Origin of the sequence: Methylomonas koyamae (assembly GCF_019669905.1) — a bacterium.
Lineage (GTDB): Bacteria > Pseudomonadota > Gammaproteobacteria > Methylococcales > Methylomonadaceae > Methylomonas > Methylomonas koyamae.
The window spans coordinates 106644-124522 of record NZ_AP019778.1 but is presented as its reverse complement, the minus strand read 5'-3'; the positions used below and the strand labels follow the sequence as shown (position 1 = coordinate 124522).

Sequence of the window (17879 nt, the reverse complement as noted above, 5' to 3'; positions counted from 1 at the left end):
ATTCGAGCTCAGCGGAATTTTCAGTTGCAGTTAATCTGAGCCGAAATCGGCGATAAATGCGAGTCCAGCCGCTTTCAAATGCAAGCCGTTACACGTAGGTGATGTCGCGGCGGCGTTGCGGCTGGTCGTAAAAGATGCTGAGCGCTTCGATCTGGTCTTTGTAGCTGGCCAGCGTGTCGGCAAATTCCTGCGCCAGGTTTTGGGCACTGGCCTGAGCATCGGCGGACCAACCGGCAAACTCGAGTGTGTCCAGATTGACGTGGTCGATGGTTTGTTCCTTGTCGCGGCGGATGCTGTCGATCAGTTCGATCAATGGCCCGTTCAAGACCTTAGACGCCTCTTTGACCATTTGCGCCTGAGCGAGTTGATACTGTTGTTCGCTGGGCTCGACGTCGGCAGGCAAACCGGCCAATTCGCAGGCTTTTTGGCTGACCGCATCCGGGTCGATGGCATTGAACAAGGCGCTGACGATTTGACTCAGGCTGTGCCCGCCGGCTTGTTGCTGGATTTTTTGGCGGTCGCCGGCGTCCAGTTGGTGATTGAGTCGCGCCAGTCGCCCGGCTAACGAGCTGACGGCGTCGCTGTCGTTGGCGCCCAGCATCACGCCCATAGCCAAATCTTTCAGCGATACCGTGGGTTTGGTAATCAAGGGCTGGCTGGCAGTTTTTAACGAGGTGGTGACGCCGACGGCATCGATGATGACGTAATGGGTTTTGGCACTGACGGCGGACGGGGTGACTTTTTTCAGGCCGTCCAAATCCAGGGTGCGGGTGCCACGACCTTTCATTTGCTCGAAGTAGTTGCGGCTGCGCACGTCGCGCATGAACAGCAGGCATTCCAGCGGTTTAACGTCGGTGCCGGTGGCGATCATGTCCACGGTGACGGCGATGCGCGGATAATAGGCGTTCCGGAAATCGGCCAGCGTCGATTTGGGGTCGTCTTCGGCTTTGTAAGTCACTTTTTTGCAGAAGGCATTGCCTTCATCAAACTCTTCGCGCACGGTTTGAATAATGTCGTCGGCGTGGCTGTCGGTTTTGGCGAAAATCAGGGTTTTCGGTACTTCCTGGCGGCCGGGGAAGATGCCGGTCCAGTTGTCTTTGAAGGCGCGGATCACGGTGCGGATTTGATCGGGATTGACCACGCTGTTATCCAGCTCTTTGCCGCTGTAGGTTTCGTCCTGGTCTTGCTGCTCCCAGCGTTTTTTGCGGGTGAGCTTTTCGCGTTTCTGAATTTGCAGTTTGGCCGGGATTTTGCCGCCCGCTTGGGTGATCTGGGTTTCGATTTTATACACCTCGTTGCCGACATTGACACCGTCGGCGACGGCTTTTTCGTGGGTGTATTCGCTGACCACGTTTTTCTTGAAAAAACCGTAAGTGCGGTTGTCCGGGGTGGCGGTGAGGCCAATCAGAAAGGCGTCGAAGTAATCCAGCACTTGCTGCCACAGGTTGTAGATCGAGCGGTGGCATTCGTCGATGAAGATGAAGTCGAAAAATTCCAGCGGCAGCTTGGCGTTGTAAACCACCGGCATGGGTTGTTTGGGTTTGGTCAGCAGTTCTGCGGGATTGACGTCTTCCAAGTTGCTGTCGAGTTCTTCACCTTTGAGTATGGAATACAGGCGCTGAATGGTGCTGATACACACCTGGCTGTCTTTGGCGACGTAGGACGACTGCAGGCGCTGCACGCTATAGAGCTCGGTAAACTTGCGGTTATCATCGGCGGGCGTGTAGCTCATCATTTCCTGCTCGGCCTGTTCGCCCAGGTTGCGGGTATCGACCAGAAACAGGATGCGTTTGGCGTCGGTAAATTTCAGCAAGCGATACATGGCGGTGATGGCCGTATAGGTTTTGCCGGAACCGGTAGCCATTTGGATCAAGGCGCGCGGGCGATTGTGCTTGAAGGAATCTTCCAGATTGTTGATGGCAATTTCCTGGCAAGCGCGCAAGCCAGTGGGGTCGAGTTGGGGAAAGTTTTGCAGGCGACTGCGTAGGGAGCTGCCTTGGTTTAGCCATTCCTGCAGGGTTTCCGGGCGATGAAAGCCGAATACTTCGCGGGAGCGCGGTTTGGGGTCGCGGGCATCGGTAAAGCGGGTGACGGCGCCGGTGCTTTCGTACAAAAATGGCAAAGGCTCGCTGTTGTTAACCCACTTCAGTTTGGCGGCGGCGTATTCGGCGGTTTGATCTTCGACACTGGTAAGTTTGTGGCCGTGCTGCTCTGCTTTGGCTTCAATCACGCCGACCGGTTTGCCGCCAACAAACAGAATGTAATCGGCCGGGCCGGTATCGGTTTGGTATTCCCGAACAGCCTGACCTTCACCAATATAGAAGTTAATCTGATTTTTGTTTTGTACCGCCCAGCCCGATTGCTCCAATAGCGTGTCAATTTGATCGCGGGCGACTTGTTCCGGGTTTTGGTTGATGGTCATGGTAGTCCGTTACCCTGTGGGCCGGTTTACTTGGTAATAAATTTTGCCGTTAGCTCCCCCCGAAGTATAAATGAATCGGTTTACAGATTTCAGAACCGTTGAAATTCAATGGTTTGTTAAAAACATGGCTGCTCCGTGATTCGCTCAAAACGCTCAAGAATACTTCGATGGTATTGGTCCACTCTCGGGATGCTATGCGTTCTAACACCAAACACCAAAGTTTCTTCAAAACTGCATCAAATATGCACCATATAAAACGAAAGCAGCCTTCGCACAATCGCGGTTTTGTCACATCCAGGAACTTATAACGCACGTTACCTAATATCAAGAAAGCGTGTTCGACAATCCGTATGCCTTGGGTGGATTCGTCGAAACCCATACGCCGTGGCCTCTCTCCTTAATTTTGGCGGTTTTGGTTTACTGCAGCTGTGTAGCGTCCGTCCCAATTTTGACTCAGCAAGCCCGTCTTTCGCTCAAGCACGCGTGATTGGCTGATTGCCACGGTTGACCTGGCTGCCGGACGTTTGCAGACATAAAAACAAAATAATTTATTCAGTGTTTAACTAAAATATTTAACGATTACTAATAACAAATCCTGATTATTATCCTTATCAGCAGTAGCTATATTAAACCTTGATTTATTTAAGTGGTCTTATAACCAAGTGAAAATCAAAAGAATTTTGCGCCCCTCCCCCGTTTTAACGACCAATTTAGCTCCGGCTACTCCGACTAAATGTGAAAGCCCTCTTATCTGTCCCCCCTACCTATTCCATGACAATCCGCCAACTGCTCCGCTATATATGCCGCCGCAAACCGCACGGGACCGGAGAGCGGTGCTGCATTAGATTTTTCTCCAATAGGATATTGACACCAGAGCCGGCCCCAAAAAATTGAACAGTCGGTTAAGTGAAAAACCCTGCTACTTTTGAACGTCCGCAAGGACAAAGAAACGGAGCAGAAGATGTCCCAAAATCCGAGAAGAAAACATTCAGCGGCCTTCGAAGCCAAAGTTGCCCTAGCGGCCTTGGCTAGCGATAAAACCTTGGCCCAATTGACCCAGGAGTTTGAGGTTCATCAAAATCAGATTGTTGATTTGAAGAAGCAACTGAGCGAGCGGGCTGCCGAGGTGTTTGGAAAGCCCACGGAGCCCGAATCGCCACCCGTCGATCTACAAGCCCTACACGCGAAAATCGGCCAACTGACCTTGGAGAACGATTTTTTAGGGAACGCGCTCACCAAGGCGGGATTGCTGATACCCATGATCGACCGTCAATCCCAACTACCGATTGGTCGGCAGGCCGAGCTATTAGGCATCAGTCGCGGCAGTGTGTACTATCTGCCTAAGCCGGTTTCGGAGCGCGATCTGGACATCATGCGCCGACTCGACGAACTGCACCTGAAACACCCGGTCATGGGGGCTCGCCAACTGCGTGATCAGCTCGATCGGCAAGGCATCGAGGTCGGTCGTAAGCATGTGAAAACCTTGATACCCACAGGGCACAAGTGAAGCGCGTGGGCATCGAGGCCGTGTATTGCAAGCCCAATACCAGTAAGAAGACGCCCGATCACGATATCTATCCCTACTTGCTGCGCGGCATGACCATCGACCGTGCCAATCAGGTCTGGGCACTGGATACGACCTACATCCCGCTGGCCAAAGGGTTTGCGTATTTAACGGCGGTGGTCGACTGGGCGACTCGTAAGGTCCTGGCCGCCAAGGTCGCGATCACCCTGGAAGCCTGTCATGCGGTAGATGTGTTGGAGCAGGCTTTCAAGCGCTACAGCAGCCCGGACATCGTCAACACCGACCAAGGCAGCCAGTTCACCGCCAAGGCGTTTGTCGATGCCGTGAAAGGCAAGGGCTGCCAGCTCAGCATGGACGGTCGCGGCGCCTGGCGGGATAATGTCTTGGTGGAAAGGCTATGGCGATCCGTCAAATACGAGCGAGTCTACCTGCACGTTCAGGATTCAGTCGGTCAAGCCCGCGCCTCAATTCTGGATTATTTCGAGTGGTACAACCACGAACGACCGCATTCCAGTTTGGAACGAAAAGCGCCACAACGGGCGTATAACGATGGCTTGCTAAGCCTCAAGTTGGCTGCCTAAACCATGGCAGGGATTTCACTTTAAATTCCGGTTTCGCTGTTCAAACGAATGGGGCCACTTTTACCTATTCGATCGGCTAGTCCTAGCTGTGTGTCGTATGCTTCGGCGTCGCCCAACAAATTGCGTGAATTCTTTTCCGACTTAATTACGTTGCCAGGAATGCCATTACCAAAATGCACGACAGCGTGTGTGGACTCGTCTTGCCTGGATATCCGACACAACCCTTGGATTTGTGGATAGTGATGATGGAAGGCCTCGGCACACTTTCGTGTGGCCGGATATTGGTGCTTCTCGGTATCGATGAGTTGAAACTACTGATTGACCACAACGGTTGAATGAACCTGGTCAACTAACTTGCCTTTATCGAAGTTCTTAAAACCTGGTGTGTAAGGTACATCGTGAATCACTCTCGTCGTCCCACCTTACAGCACGGGGATAGGTTTACACGATTTATCTTGAATCAGACTAAAACGCACATTCCCATGTATGTCCGGATCGAATTGTCTCTTCGATGGAGCCGGTGGAAAACCTCACCCTTCGTAAGCGAGATGACCGTAACATGAAGCTGATGTGTAGACTGGGTATGAGAAACTTTTCCTCATCGACAGGTAACGGAGAAGCTCCTCCATTAACTATGCGCCAGTTCCTGAACCTCGTCTATGGCAGCCTCGGCAACCCGCTCCGGCGCCAACAAATCCAGAGGCCGATTGCCCCAAAAAGCTGTTGTCCGAGTGAATCCAGTATGCCACTGCCCCGCTGTCCTTGTGGCCTTTAAAGATTCCAATGATTTTTATTGGCCGAAAGCCTTCCGCACTGTCCCGCCCGTAATCCGGAAAGTAATCGACGCCGCCATGGTTTATTGTAAAAATCATTCCCTGGTTTTCTATTTATTGGGCTGAGCGCTCGGAGTTTGTTTGCTCAATCCTGCCAGTTGCGCGATTTTGGCTGCAGTCAGCTAATCACCACTCTTCAGTACAGCCTTATGTGCTCGCACAAGCATAGCAGCTTTCTTAAGCAGTCGTTGAGATGGTGGAATCGCGGCACCAAGACCTCGGCCATGCGCTCAACGGTATATGAATGTTGTCGCTCTAACAAAATCTCAAACATTGTGGGTGCTACGTTGGCCATGCCCTACCCCTTTGCGAAGATAATAGGGTTTTATAGTTATTTCTAATAACCTTAATACATCCCATCTTCCAAGTAGCTCAACAGATTTGATCTAGAGTAAAGCAATGCACTTCATCACCTACACTTATTGCCGATCTTCTTGTAAACGAATGTTTCGGATGAAACTAAATACATATTCATTCAGGCTTTTGGAAAAAGCCTAGTAATCGCCTGTTAATGGCCGCCCGAATAATTGTAGATTGATTGGCATTAAGACTGGGATTCTGCAATGCTACTCGATGAGCTTCCATATTGATTTTGGCAACTAAATCGTCTGGAATACTGAATACATCTTGTGAATTTGGTTTGACAACCAATTCGGAAAGCAAGGCCCCTTCCCATCCATTCTTTGCTAATAAGGATTGTATTGCTTCGACAACCCATTTACTTTTCTGGCGCATGTTATAACCATCTGCCAATATCTTGGCTGGTAACGACAATTTCAGTGCTGCTGGTAGCTTTACTGTGACTTTCCTAATTGATGCATTTGCCTTGATACCCTGGGGACGAACATCAGCCATTTTTTTCTATCCAATAGTCTAAAAATGTTGCAAAGGCTTTCTTTACACTTTTAGGATCATCCCAATTTAGAGCCTTGAACTCTTCCAAATGATCGTCGTCGACGTTAGCTAGAACCAACGATTTCAACGCATTTAGATTTGTGGTGTGTCCCAGGGAAACCTTTGCCGTATTGCCACGCCCTCCTCTTTCACCAAACCATAGGCGAAACTGATGAGCTCGTTGGTGAGAGTCCGCTTTAGCTAATTCCAGTAACCTGGCAAACGATGCGTTTCCCTCAATAACGAATTGTATGACCTGTCTAACGTATTCATCATTTCGCGTTTGGACTACGTTCATCCATTCATAGGCTTGAGATCTCGAAAGTCCTAAAGTATCAACCAAATCACGCCACCGGACCGCCCTTCCCTTCTCTTCTTGATGCGCTGAGAACTTTATCAGCCATCGTAATTTGTCACCAATAGATAAATCATCGCGTTGAACATTATCGATGATACCCAGGCGTTCTACCGTTTGTGCTTGTGGTTTACGTAAAAATACTTTTACGGTTATTCGTTCAACATGCAAGAGGGTTAAATCCGGCTCCGGATTGATTGTTAACTCATGAACCCTATTTTCATGCTCATCTATGATGGTTTCCAGATGAAATAAACCAAAAATAGCAGCCATCGTTCGACGTTGCCCACCCATTAACTGAACGTGTTTTCCTGGCAATGCAAATGCAATTGGTGGATTAAGCAAACCAAATTCCTTTAAGCTCATCGCCAAAGTGATAATGCCTTCCAACTCCTCGGTTTTGTTCATTCGATACGGATCATCCTCTTGGATATATCCACGATAGATGTCACTAAGCGTTAAATGAAATGTCCTTGGCTGATCTTCCCATAGCTGAATATCTGCCAGCGGTACTTGCCGTAGTTCGTACTCTTGTTGTTTTGCATTTTCAGCCGCCGCAATTTGCGCGGCTACTTTTGAGATCGTACCAGGCTGTACGCCTACTGCATTTCTTTTTAAAAGCCCCGGCTTTCTGGGTAGTCCTTCTTCGTTCATTTGAAGATCCTCTCAAAAATTACTTTGCAAAATTGTTCTGCCTCATTTCGAGCTGGTGTATTTTCGTGCATCTCAAAGAGTGAGCGCGGGTTCGCGAAGGTTGAAGAACTATTAGCATATGTCTGTAAATAACGCATTGGTGGGTAAATTAACTTGTCCCCTAATACTTCATTCTGAATTAGCTGTTCCATTGTTTTTCTTTGGGCAGCTGACTGTGGATCGTATTTTGTTGCCAGGATTCCAACCAATTGTAATTTATTGGTATCGCGCACCTGATTCTCGGCTTGCCATAGTTGTGCCATATCAGCCATGCCAGCAACGGAGTCTTCTTGCATTTCTGTCGGTATTAATAAGTGGGTGGCTGCACGCGCTGCAGATGCTGTTAATGCGGAGGTTTGGGGTGGGGTATCGACAATGACGAGATCGAATTCGTCTTGGTAATACTCCATCGACAACATAGCCCTCATATGCTCCACAACGGCTTCTTGAATACTATTCCTCTCAACTTGCTCTAGAAAAGATGTCAATTCTCTTTTGTGTGATGGGATAAAACTTAGAGTAGGGTGGTCCGTGGGGTAAGGCTCTGCGTATCCCAATCGGAAAAATTCTGCTATTGACCAATATCCTGGGGGTGCATACGGTAATTCGTCCCAAGTCGGATCCTTAGGATCAAAATTTGGATGAAAAGGTGGCGTACCGCCGTCTTCTGTCATTTGTACAAATCTTGCGGAGAAATTGCATTGTGGATCAATATCAATGCCCAGAACTCGTTTCCCTTCACGGACGCTGTACTCTGTCAGTAATTTTGACAAAGTTGTCTTTGCTACTCCGCCTTTATGATTACCGATTGTAAGTACTTTCAGTTTTGCGTAATCGGGTATATTTGTGATCTGTTCTGCTGCCATTTTGCTTTCACCCTATCTTTTAGAGTCGTTTCCTAAGTGTCCGGTACCGGACAGTTCTATTCCTAACTGTACAATACGCTTGATAGTACCACACTGCTTAGTGTATTGTACATTGACCAATTAGTATTTTACGATCATACTTGTCACTAGATATACCGTTTGAGACCTATATTGGAGTTATGAATGGCAGCTTCGCAATCAAAAATGGACAGCTTCCTTGCTAAGCGAAATGCGGAGTCGAAACAACGGCAAAAGGATTTATTCGATGCTGAAAAAGAACAGGCAATTGATTTAGCGACGATGGACACAATAGTCGAAGAAGCTACACATACGCTGCCTGTTGAAAATCGAAAAAAAATAAAGGGTATCGGTAGAAAGTTAGTGAAGGCTGCTGATGCACGTTTGCTAGAAGCAGAGCAATTGGGTTTATTCACTTCATTGTCTGTTTCAGACACGAATGCCATCCCAACTCTTTTAGCACGTTTACCAATTTTTGTTCCCATTCCAGCACGTTGTCAGCGCAACATGCTAGATAAAGATTTGGCATTCGCGTTTGAAACGCCATTTGGTCGGGGTAGACGTTTTGGACCACCGGTGACTATCGAGGACGAAGACGTTCTATTCGCAATGCTTCAGTTATCGGGTAGGCGCTTAATTGGGCAGGGATCAAAACTACCAGTTCCTCTTAACGATTCATCATGGCTTAACGATGAGCGGGGAAACCTAACTGTACAGGTTATGATTGCAACAGTAGGGCAGATCAATAAAGAACTTGGTATCAATGATTCGGGTCTGAATTACAAAGCAACTATTGAATCAATAAGAAGGCTTGCTCACGTCAGCATCGAACTGGAAACACGAAAAAAGGATTTATACCTTGGAGAAAGTTGGGATGGTCAAACGATCAGACTTGTCGATATTCAATGGCGAGCTTATGAAGAAGACGGGTTGATATTTGCCCAATTCTCACCGCTTATGGTTAAGTGGCTTAAGGAACAGGCGACCTTCCATAACTGGAAAATGCGCAGGCAGATATCCTCAGCAAACGGTAGGGCACTTTATCGTTTCCTTTGCACCCAAGGTAACTATTATAAAAAAGAGCTTGAGTACATAGCAGATGTGATCCATTGGCATGGCGATCGCTCCCGTTTACGTCCGCGTATGGAAGCAGTATTAAAGCAACTTCGTGACCAGTTTGATTGGTGCGATTTTGTCATACACGGCACAGGAAGAAGTGAACCTTTTGTCCTTGAATTTTCAAGACGACGGAAGAATTAAATTAACGAATATTTACATTTTATCCCACCTAAATAGCATCTCTTTGTAGTGGATATGGCTTAGTCTTTGTCCATCTAGATAAAAACAGGATGAATGGCGATATCCACTCTTCAAGGACTGCTCTAGTCATAAGATTTCTGAATCTGCCAAACATTAAATCCGTCCGTTAACTTCAAACAGATAAGGGCATAGGTTATATGTTATGTGTTTCAAAGCTTTATTGACCATCTATTCGCTACTCGCGGACAATTTTCAATGCACGTAACAAATCTTAATTTATTCGAAATACTGAGTAAGAACGTTATCAACTGTAGAAGTGTCCGGTACCGGACAAAATTTTGACTTAAGAATTTCTTACATTTCTGCCCAAATTTGACCTCGTCACCAGCCTGAAGGAAAGAGCATCCCGTGGCGGTCCGGCTGTAGCAGCCGGAGTACTACTGTGGGTTCTTGGCTTAACAGCCTAATCGCACGAGAAATCTCCGGACTAGCTAATCCGGCATGTCTTACCCGTAGTGCATTGATTGCGCCGACCAGATACCCTCAAATCCTATTTCACATACCTCAATTGCGCTTGAGTTAGCCCATTCTCTTTGGCGACACGGGCCCAACATGAATAATTCCAGCGGATTTTTGGGTGGAACTCTGAACTGTCCGCTATACCAAGCGAGTTTGCTCAATTGTCGCTGGAACTCATATCAGCATTGATCTCGGTTAGCCGTGTCTGGCCCTAACGCGCTTTCCCTGTTCGTTGGGCAGTTTATGAACCTGCAGCCCTTCCATACACACTATCGCGGCATATTAGCTGTCGCTTAAAGTAACTATAAAGATGGCGGAAGCACTCTAATTGGCCACAATTTTCACCAATTTGTCAGGAAAGCAAAGCGAGAGCGAGCGAAGTTAAAGTAAATTCTGAAAGGAATAGCACCGGGCGGACTTTCGGTTGTGAAAACTAGGGGCTCGCCAAACATCGTCGAGTGGTGCGAGATACAATGCTTTAATCCACCTGCGGGGTCAAAGCCAAATTGGCGCTGATGGCTAGGGGTACCGAAGGCAGCCAATATAGACTCCTGATTTTCGATCCTTGTATGGGTGAAAATCTTATCAACTAGAAGAAGTCACTTGCCAATTTTGCTCAGTTGCTTTCTTCGTGTACTGAAACTACGGTGAAATAAAGGTTCGTTAAGTTTGGGTTAGCAGGCTGTTGAATTTGTATCTTTGGCACTTTAGGGAGTCTATATCTAGTAGCATTCTTTGCAACAGTCAGCAATATGTAGTCAATTTTGTCACTGCGCAAACGTATATCAACCATTTTTTCAACAGCCTGCTAATTAAGCATATCCTTCATGTAGCCCTACTACGGAGAAAGAAATTGAAATTTTATACTTCATCGAGCTTTATTGAGTACGTACCTTGTTGATTTTAATTCACATAGGAGCAAATTGAGCTCAATTGAAGGGGTTAGAAAGTATCTTAATGTAGCGACACTACGGAGACAAAGTAGAACTTGGGGCCTACGAAAATTCGATATCTCAAATTCCAGTACTTGTAAAATCAATTGGTTACAAGTTAATTCTTCACGAATAGAGCATTCATCAGAGGTTACCTGAGTTTGAATTTAGAAGATTCAATAATTCTTATGTGTAGCAATACTACGGAGATTTGTTGTGATCCTTAGTTAAAATGTCCGGTGCCGGACAGAAGGTATCTGTATCGATTAAATCGTACCAACAAAAAATTGCGAAGTTAAGAGGATCAAACAGAACGAATTCGATCTCGCCCCAACATTACTTTTATGTCGTTCTACTACGGAGTAAGTAGTTGATATCGCCTAAATTTGCGGGAAATTGTCGTTTGGAGGTTGAAGGTCCTAAAATTTAGCAGGGGTACATCTGAGTTGAAATTGGACATTTTTTATGTAGTGCTACTACGGTAGTAAGACAAGTAGAGGTTACTGTGCGTTATTCACGAGTTCGGCATAACTTTGGTGTCCGGTACCGGATATTGCACCAAATGAAATGTTAGATAAGTAGGGTATTGATCTTCATGTAGCATGACTACGGTAAACAATTGGCTAAACCCTCTGTAAAAAACGCAAGGATACAAATGATCCTTCATGTCGTTATACTACGGAGAAAGCAGTGGGTTTTGTCGACAATTGTTGCGTGCGGCAGGGCAGGGCAGGGCAGGGCAGGGCAGGGCAGGGCAAACATCCTAAACCGCATATAACCTATTGATTTTATTTTGGTGTAATTAAGGGAAACAGGTTTTTCGAGCTTCCCTTCGCATGAACATGGAGCGTAATTAAGGTAAGCTTGATGTCGCGAGACTACGGATGATTCTGGTCCCCAAACATTAAAGAATTTATGTGGAAACTAGAAAGTAGTGCTTTCCTTATGCTTCTGGGATGGAATCACCTTAAATGTCGAATGTGGCGTTTAACTTCATGTCGTTATACTACGGAGTAAGAAATTAGCGGTAGGGCGATTTATTCATACTGCTCAGCAATATATTCATGTCATCTTTGTATTCTCCGAAATGGGTATCAAAGTCAAATCAAATTCAATTTAACGAAATTATTTTGGTTTTATCCGCCGATGACTGCGGCGGTACTTAGAAAGACTAATTTAATACTATAGAAAGACTAAAATCTTAGTCTAGCTGGATTTCTTTATTAATTTCAGTAAGTTAACGATCGAATTCGTTTATTTCATGTTTCTTTAAAACGGAATAAACGAAGCGCTACTACGGTCTTAATGGTTAAAAAAAACGGGATTAGTGTTCGCAAACAACGAAACTAACGCAGTTTGAACACGGAATGTTGTGGATAACTATGGGTGGCTGTTGATAACTGTTGCGCATTTCTCCGCTCCATGAGCAATTTGTATCGGAACTGAATCAATATCACAATAATTCGTTTGATAGATTACTCCTTAGTCCGTGTTCCTGCGCGCCAATTGCTCTGTAATGTAATGATAAATAAGGGATAATTGGCGTTTATTTTTTCACCCTAACTGCTCATGAGTCGCTTCAAACTGAAAGCTTCAAAAAAGGAATTCACCTCGTATGCCGGGCTGGCCTTGGTCGGGCAATGCCTGGACATCATCAATGTTGAAGCGGTGGTTGATGGACGGATACCGGTCTCGCAAGGTATCAAGACTTCGGACGTGGTCAAATCAGCGACCGCCCTGCTCAGCATCGGCAAGAGCGATTTCGAGGCGATCGAGCCGTTTCGGGAAGACCGGTTTTTCAAGCAGGCGCTCAACCTGCGTAAAGTGCCGGGCAGCGTCTGGTTGCGGCAACGACTGGACCGCGTCAGTGATGCGTTGCGGGAGCCGTTGGACGAGATGTCGATGCGCTTGATTGAACGCTCCGACGCGCCGATCACACCGCACAAAGGGTACGTCTGCCTGGACATAGACACCTTTGTGATGGATCAAAGCGGCAGCAAGAAGGAAGAGGTCAGTCGTACCTATCAGGGTGTGGACGGGTATACGCCGGTAGCGGCCTATCTGGGCAACGAAGGCTGGTGCGTGGGTTTGGAGCTACGGCCTGGACGTTGGCATTCGTCACTGGAGATTGAGTATTTTCTGGAACGGCTGTTGCCGCGCGTCGAACGTCTGGTGCCCGTTGATCAAGCCGTGCTGATGCGCAAGGATTCGGGTTTCGATAGCGCCAAGTTATTGTTTGCAGCGGCGGCTGAAAAAGACCGCTGGGCGGCTCTGGGTCGGCAGTTCGAGTATTTGGTGAAATGGAACCCACGTCGCCAGGACAAAGATAGCTGGATTGCGCAAGCCGAGGCGCTCGGCGCCTTCATTGAGAAGCGTCCGGGCAAGCGCGAAGCGCTGTTCTCGATGAACGTCGAACGCCGCTTTGGCAAACAAACCCGCCGCTTCCGCCTAGTGATACGCCTGATCGAACGTACCATCAGCAAACACGGGCAACACCTGCTGTTACCGGACATCGAACTGGAAGGCTGGTGGACCAGTTTGGACGACGAGGAAGCGATGGTCATCGAACGCTATCGCGACCACGGTACCCATGAGCAATTCCACTCCGAGTTCAAAACCGACCTCGATCTGGAACGTCTACCGTCTGGCAAGTTTGACACCAACGACGCCATCCTGCGTCTCGGCATGCTGGCATACAATTGTTTGCGACTGCTCGGACAACTGGGCTTGCTCGGTGACTTGGCGCCGATCCGGCATCCAGCCAAGCGGCGGCGGATCAAAACAGTGTTACAGGAAATCATGTATCGTGCCGGGCAAGTCATACACAAAGCCAGACAGTGGTGGCTGGATTTGGGGCAGGCGTCGCCGGTTGCCCGGTTATTTGAATATCTGCAGCAACGCCTGGTGGTTCAGCCACCTGCCGCGACGGGATAAACGACGCCGCAAACCCGATGTTTCATGAACGCCCCTCCTTGCCGATAAGGCCGGGCCGTCAGGTGTTTGTCCATGCCCTGTCAAAGGGGCAGAAAATGCGCTGATGAAAGGCAACGCTAGATTTTTTTTGAGAAACACATCGCTAGTAGGACGATAAAAACAACGCAAGCCGGATCGGGTATCGAGAAAATGCGCCCCTTGCGCACTCAGGGCCGTTTAAGCTGGCGTGAGCACGGATTCAGGTTACTGATCTGACAATAAGGGCTTGTGGTGGGTGCTCAAAGTTCAAGAACAAATACTTTGCCTACTTGATTGTTATTTTCAATTTCTTATCGAGCCGTTCTGTGCTTTTTTCAAACCAACGATTTCCTATGATACGATGATGATCGGCAGTTTTCCCAAAGGCATCCTTGCTAGATGACGATTACATTAATTAGTCGACTTCAGTTCGGGACTTCGCCAGTCTTCTAAGACAAATTCCACCAATTCGGTAACGCATAAGCGAATTAGCTGAAACCCGGCGATTAGCAGAATCGCCGCAGAAAACAGAACGGTCATAGCAACTAATAATATTTTCACCAGGCCCTCCATCAAACCAGTCGTGTTGGCTGTGGGGGAGCATTGTTTCAGTTTTTATTGATATATCAAGTCGATATGGAGCAACAATCTGTTGCGTGACTGAGGCGATTTGGCACACTTCAATGGGTTGGCTAATAAACTTGATGTGAAATATTTTTGGGTAATGATCTGAGCAAGACGCAGCTTAACAAACGCTAACTTGTAGGTTGTCGATTTTCTAGGCTCGCGTAACCCCTTTGAATCCTAATTTGTCCAGGTTGAGTTGTTCAACAATGACATCAAAGACCCGAATAGGATTGTCCTCGGCGACAAGTCCTCCAGTTGCTCAGGAAATAGGTTTACCTGAGTTCGGTCTGTACTCTGAATGAAGCGCTTCATCTACACTCCCGGTTAATTGGTCGTGAGATTTTTTAATAAAGCTAGCGCTTTTACACAGCCTGGGTCGATAGCGACACAAACTCTGGAAAAAGTTTTGCTCATTCTGAGTCGTTTACAGAACGATATCCCCTTTATTGGTTTGTCCCTCTTGTAAGCGTTTTTGCATCTCGCTTTCCTTTTCGGCATCAAATATATCGATGGCAGTATTTAGCGGAACGATGTTTTTTAATACCAGATTACATAAACCAGAACGCAAGGCTACAAGCTTCACCAATCGCTCATCCTCAGGATGCTCTTTAGCTAAATTTTCGCTTTTGGTCTCCAAGGATGGATCTAGGCAAAAGTTTTTTGGTTTGTCTTCAGGCCAGAGCTTTTCATCACCCTCTGCAAAGGCCACACTGGAAAAAATCCACAGTGCCAATATTATTCTTTCCATGTCTGCTACCCGTTTCTGGCTTGCGTTGACCAAAGTGTAGTGCCAATTGTGATTGACGCCAACATTGCGCGTTAGTCTAAATCGGGGCTATGCAACGCTCATCCTCATGCCGTGGATTATTGACCCAATCGCCGACCGACGTCGCAATCATGTGGGTATAGGCCGGGGCATTGAGCAACCGATAGGCATGGTCCGCATCCGCAGCTTTGTTGAGCCAGTCGTGATAATGCTCCGGTGAAATGATCACCGGCATTCGCTCATGAATGGGTTGCATCAATGCATTGGCAGCGGTGGTAATGATGGTGCAGGAATACAGGGTTTCCGTGTCGTGCTGCCATTGCTCCCATAATCCGGCAAAGGCGAAGGGCTGACGATCATCGCGGTGGATGTGAAACGCTTGTTTGCCATTTCGGCTCTCCCACTCGTAAAAGCCGTCTGCGGGAATCAAGCAGCGTCGATGTTTAAACGCACTGCGAAAAGAGGGCTTTTCCCGTAGGGTTTCCATGCGTGCGTTGATCAGGTGCGAACTGTTTTTGCTGTCTTTCGCCCAGGAGGGCACCAATCCCCAGAACAGATTCACCGCCTTACGTGAGCCATCATCGAGTTCGACGACAGTCAAAATCTTCCGACTCGGCGCAATGTTGTAACCGGGCTGAAATCGAATCTGCCTCAACACCTGAAAATGCTCGGCCAGGGTTGCCGCGTCAGTGGTCAGGCTGTAGCGACCGCACATGGCTGACACTTGAATAAAGAACAAATATAGAACAAATGCATTTTCGACGGTAGACTATGCAGCCCTAGAAGTTGCCATGGAGCGATGATGTCGAATCTGCCGTTACAGTTCAAGTTGAAGCGTCGTGCGTTTGCCGGGTTGCATCTGGATTACCCTGCCATCTTGACGCCCAAGTGGCCGCTGTCTGCATGCCGCTTGCCGTTATTCGCCAGCAAAGTCTCGGCGGGCTTCCCGTCGCCGGCGGCGGATTATGTCGACAAAACCCTTGATCTGAATGAACTGCTGATTCAAAAACCGGCAGCCACTTTTTTTGTCCGTGCTCAAGGCGATTCGATGTTAGGGGCCGGCATTCATCCCAACGACATTCTGGTGGTGGATCGCTCGATAGAACCCGTGTCAGGCAAGATCGTGATTTGCGCGTTGAATGGTGAACTGACGGTCAAACGCTTGGTATTGGACGACGAGCAATGGAAACTACGCGCTGAAAATCCGGCCTATCCGGATTTTCTACTCCACGACGAGCTGGAGCTGGTGGTTTGGGGTGTGGTGACCAACGTCATTCATGCCGTGTGACGGAGTTCGTTACACCTCCAGCCAATCTGATCGGCCTGGTCGATTGCAACAATTTTTACGTCAGCTGTGAGCGGGTGTTTCGGCCAGACCTGATCGGTAAACCGGTGGCCGTACTCAGCAACAATGACGGCTGCATCGTTGCCCGCAGTAATGAAGTCAAAGCGCTGGGCATCAAAATGGGCGTGCCGTTGTTTCAGGTGCGGCAGTTGGTGGATCAGCATCAGATCCAGCTATTCTCGTCCAATTACACGCTGTATGCCGATATGTCGGCACGGGTGATGTCGATACTGGAAACCTTCGCGCCGACAGTGGAAGTCTATTCCATCGACGAAGCCTTTCTCGATTTCACCGAGTTGTATCTTTGTCGCCGAGACCCGATCGCTTATGCCAAACAGATTAAACAAGCCGTGCAGCGTCAGGTCGGGATTCCGGTCTGCGTCGGCCTGGGCCCGACTAAGACCTTGGCCAAACTCGCCAACTTTGCCGCCAAAAAATGGCCGCAAACCCGCGGGATACTGAATCTGTCCGATCCGCTCAGACGGGAAAAGCTGATGAAGATCGTGCCGATCGATGAAGTCTGGGGTATTGGTCGCCAGCTATCCAAACAACTCAATCAGCTGGGCATAAGCACGGTTTGGGATTTAGCCCGGCAATCACCGCAGAAAATGCAACAACGATTCAGCGTAGTCATGGCTCGAACCATCATGGAGCTGAATGGCATTGCCTGTCTGGACCTGGAAGAAATTGCCCCCGACAAGCAGCAAATCGTTTGCTCGCGCAGTTTCAGTCGCAAATTGACCACGTTAGCAGAACTCAGCCCGGCGATAGCAGAATTTGCCTGCCGCGCCACCGAAAAACTCCGCCAGCAACACTCGGTGACCGGCTATGTCACTGCCTTTATTCGCACCAATCCTTTCGCCGAACACGAACCGCAAACCCAACGCGCCGCCAGTCAAAAACTCCAATTCCCCAGCCAGGACAGTCGATTGATTACCGGCATCGTCCAACAACTGCTAAAGGAAATTTACCGCCCCGGCTATAGCTATCAAAAATGCGGCGTGCAACTCAGCCAGATTCAACCGCAAGCCGCACCGGAACAATTCGATTTATTCGGTAGCCAGCAAACCCAGGAAAGCCCTGAGCTAATGCAAACCGTGGATCAGATCAATCGCCGGTTTCCCAAAGGCATTGCCATTGCCAGTACCAAAATCGACCAGACCTGGAAGCCTAAGGCGGAGAGGATTTCACAGCGCTATACAACGAATTGGCTGGAATTGGTTACGGTGAATTGCCGCTAGCAAATCAATTTAACCTTAATGCGTGATACTTTACTATTCGCACGTGCCAT

General features: G+C 48.1%; 10 protein-coding genes and 2 pseudogenes. 5 read left to right on the top strand and 7 right to left on the bottom strand.

Features of this window, described 5'->3' with window-relative positions:
* Positions 1–88: 88 nt before the first annotated feature.
* Positions 89–2422 carry a type I restriction endonuclease subunit R gene (locus tag MKFW12EY_RS22345; protein WP_245006529.1) on the bottom strand — a complete coding sequence of 778 codons (2334 nt, stop codon included), beginning with the start codon at positions 2420–2422 and terminating at the stop codon, positions 89–91.
* A 961-nt stretch (positions 2423–3383) separates the two neighbouring features.
* On the opposite strand from MKFW12EY_RS22345, the pseudogene MKFW12EY_RS22340 reads away from it, so the two are divergent.
* Positions 3384–4528 (top strand): annotated as a pseudogene (locus MKFW12EY_RS22340) (IS3 family transposase).
* 1304 nt (positions 4529–5832) lie between these two features.
* Here MKFW12EY_RS22340 and MKFW12EY_RS22335 read toward each other — a convergent pair.
* The 3 genes from MKFW12EY_RS22335 to MKFW12EY_RS22325 are packed head-to-tail and all read right to left on the bottom strand — an operon-like array spanning position 5833 to position 8169.
* On the bottom strand, positions 5833–6216 hold the full coding sequence (locus MKFW12EY_RS22335; RefSeq protein ID WP_221054697.1) for a hypothetical protein: 384 nt from the start codon (positions 6214–6216) through the stop codon (positions 5833–5835).
* Positions 6209–7264, bottom strand: a complete 1056-nt coding sequence (locus MKFW12EY_RS22330) for a ParB N-terminal domain-containing protein (protein ID WP_221054696.1) — start codon at positions 7262–7264, stop codon at positions 6209–6211. The genes MKFW12EY_RS22335 and MKFW12EY_RS22330 overlap by 8 nt, the downstream gene beginning before the upstream one ends.
* Complete coding sequence (locus MKFW12EY_RS22325) at positions 7261–8169, bottom strand: ParA family protein (RefSeq protein WP_054758465.1); 909 nt, start codon at positions 8167–8169, stop codon at positions 7261–7263. The genes MKFW12EY_RS22330 and MKFW12EY_RS22325 overlap by 4 nt, the downstream gene beginning before the upstream one ends.
* A gap of 183 nt (positions 8170–8352) precedes the next feature.
* On the opposite strand from MKFW12EY_RS22325, the gene MKFW12EY_RS22320 reads away from it, so the two are divergent.
* A complete protein-coding gene (locus tag MKFW12EY_RS22320; RefSeq protein WP_157199149.1) occupies positions 8353–9447 on the top strand; it encodes a hypothetical protein in 1095 nt (364 codons plus the stop codon).
* 3020 nt (positions 9448–12467) lie between these two features.
* Positions 12468–13832, top strand: coding sequence for an IS1380 family transposase (locus MKFW12EY_RS22315; RefSeq protein ID WP_221053570.1), 1365 nt, complete (start codon positions 12468–12470; stop codon positions 13830–13832).
* 808 nt (positions 13833–14640) lie between these two features.
* On the opposite strand, the pseudogene MKFW12EY_RS23370 reads toward MKFW12EY_RS22315, so the two are convergent.
* The 3 genes and pseudogenes from MKFW12EY_RS23370 to MKFW12EY_RS22305 all read right to left on the bottom strand — a co-directional run.
* A pseudogene (locus tag MKFW12EY_RS23370) lies at positions 14641–14789 on the bottom strand (IS5/IS1182 family transposase); the annotation flags it as partial.
* A 112-nt stretch (positions 14790–14901) separates the two neighbouring features.
* Positions 14902–15225: a hypothetical protein gene (locus MKFW12EY_RS22310; RefSeq protein WP_221054695.1), complete on the bottom strand. Its 324-nt coding sequence runs from the start codon at positions 15223–15225 to the stop codon at positions 14902–14904.
* Between the two features lie 76 nt (positions 15226–15301).
* Positions 15302–15958: an SOS response-associated peptidase gene (locus MKFW12EY_RS22305; RefSeq protein ID WP_054759532.1), complete on the bottom strand. Its 657-nt coding sequence runs from the start codon at positions 15956–15958 to the stop codon at positions 15302–15304.
* An 84-nt stretch (positions 15959–16042) separates the two neighbouring features.
* Between MKFW12EY_RS22305 and MKFW12EY_RS22300 the strand changes: the two genes are divergently transcribed.
* Both MKFW12EY_RS22300 and MKFW12EY_RS22295 read left to right on the top strand, forming a co-directional pair.
* Positions 16043–16531 carry a LexA family protein gene (locus tag MKFW12EY_RS22300; RefSeq protein ID WP_245006539.1) on the top strand — a complete coding sequence of 163 codons (489 nt, stop codon included), beginning with the start codon at positions 16043–16045 and terminating at the stop codon, positions 16529–16531.
* Positions 16528–17829, top strand: coding sequence for a Y-family DNA polymerase (locus MKFW12EY_RS22295; protein WP_054759534.1), 1302 nt, complete (start codon positions 16528–16530; stop codon positions 17827–17829). The genes MKFW12EY_RS22300 and MKFW12EY_RS22295 overlap by 4 nt, the downstream gene beginning before the upstream one ends.
* Positions 17830–17879 lie beyond the last annotated feature (50 nt).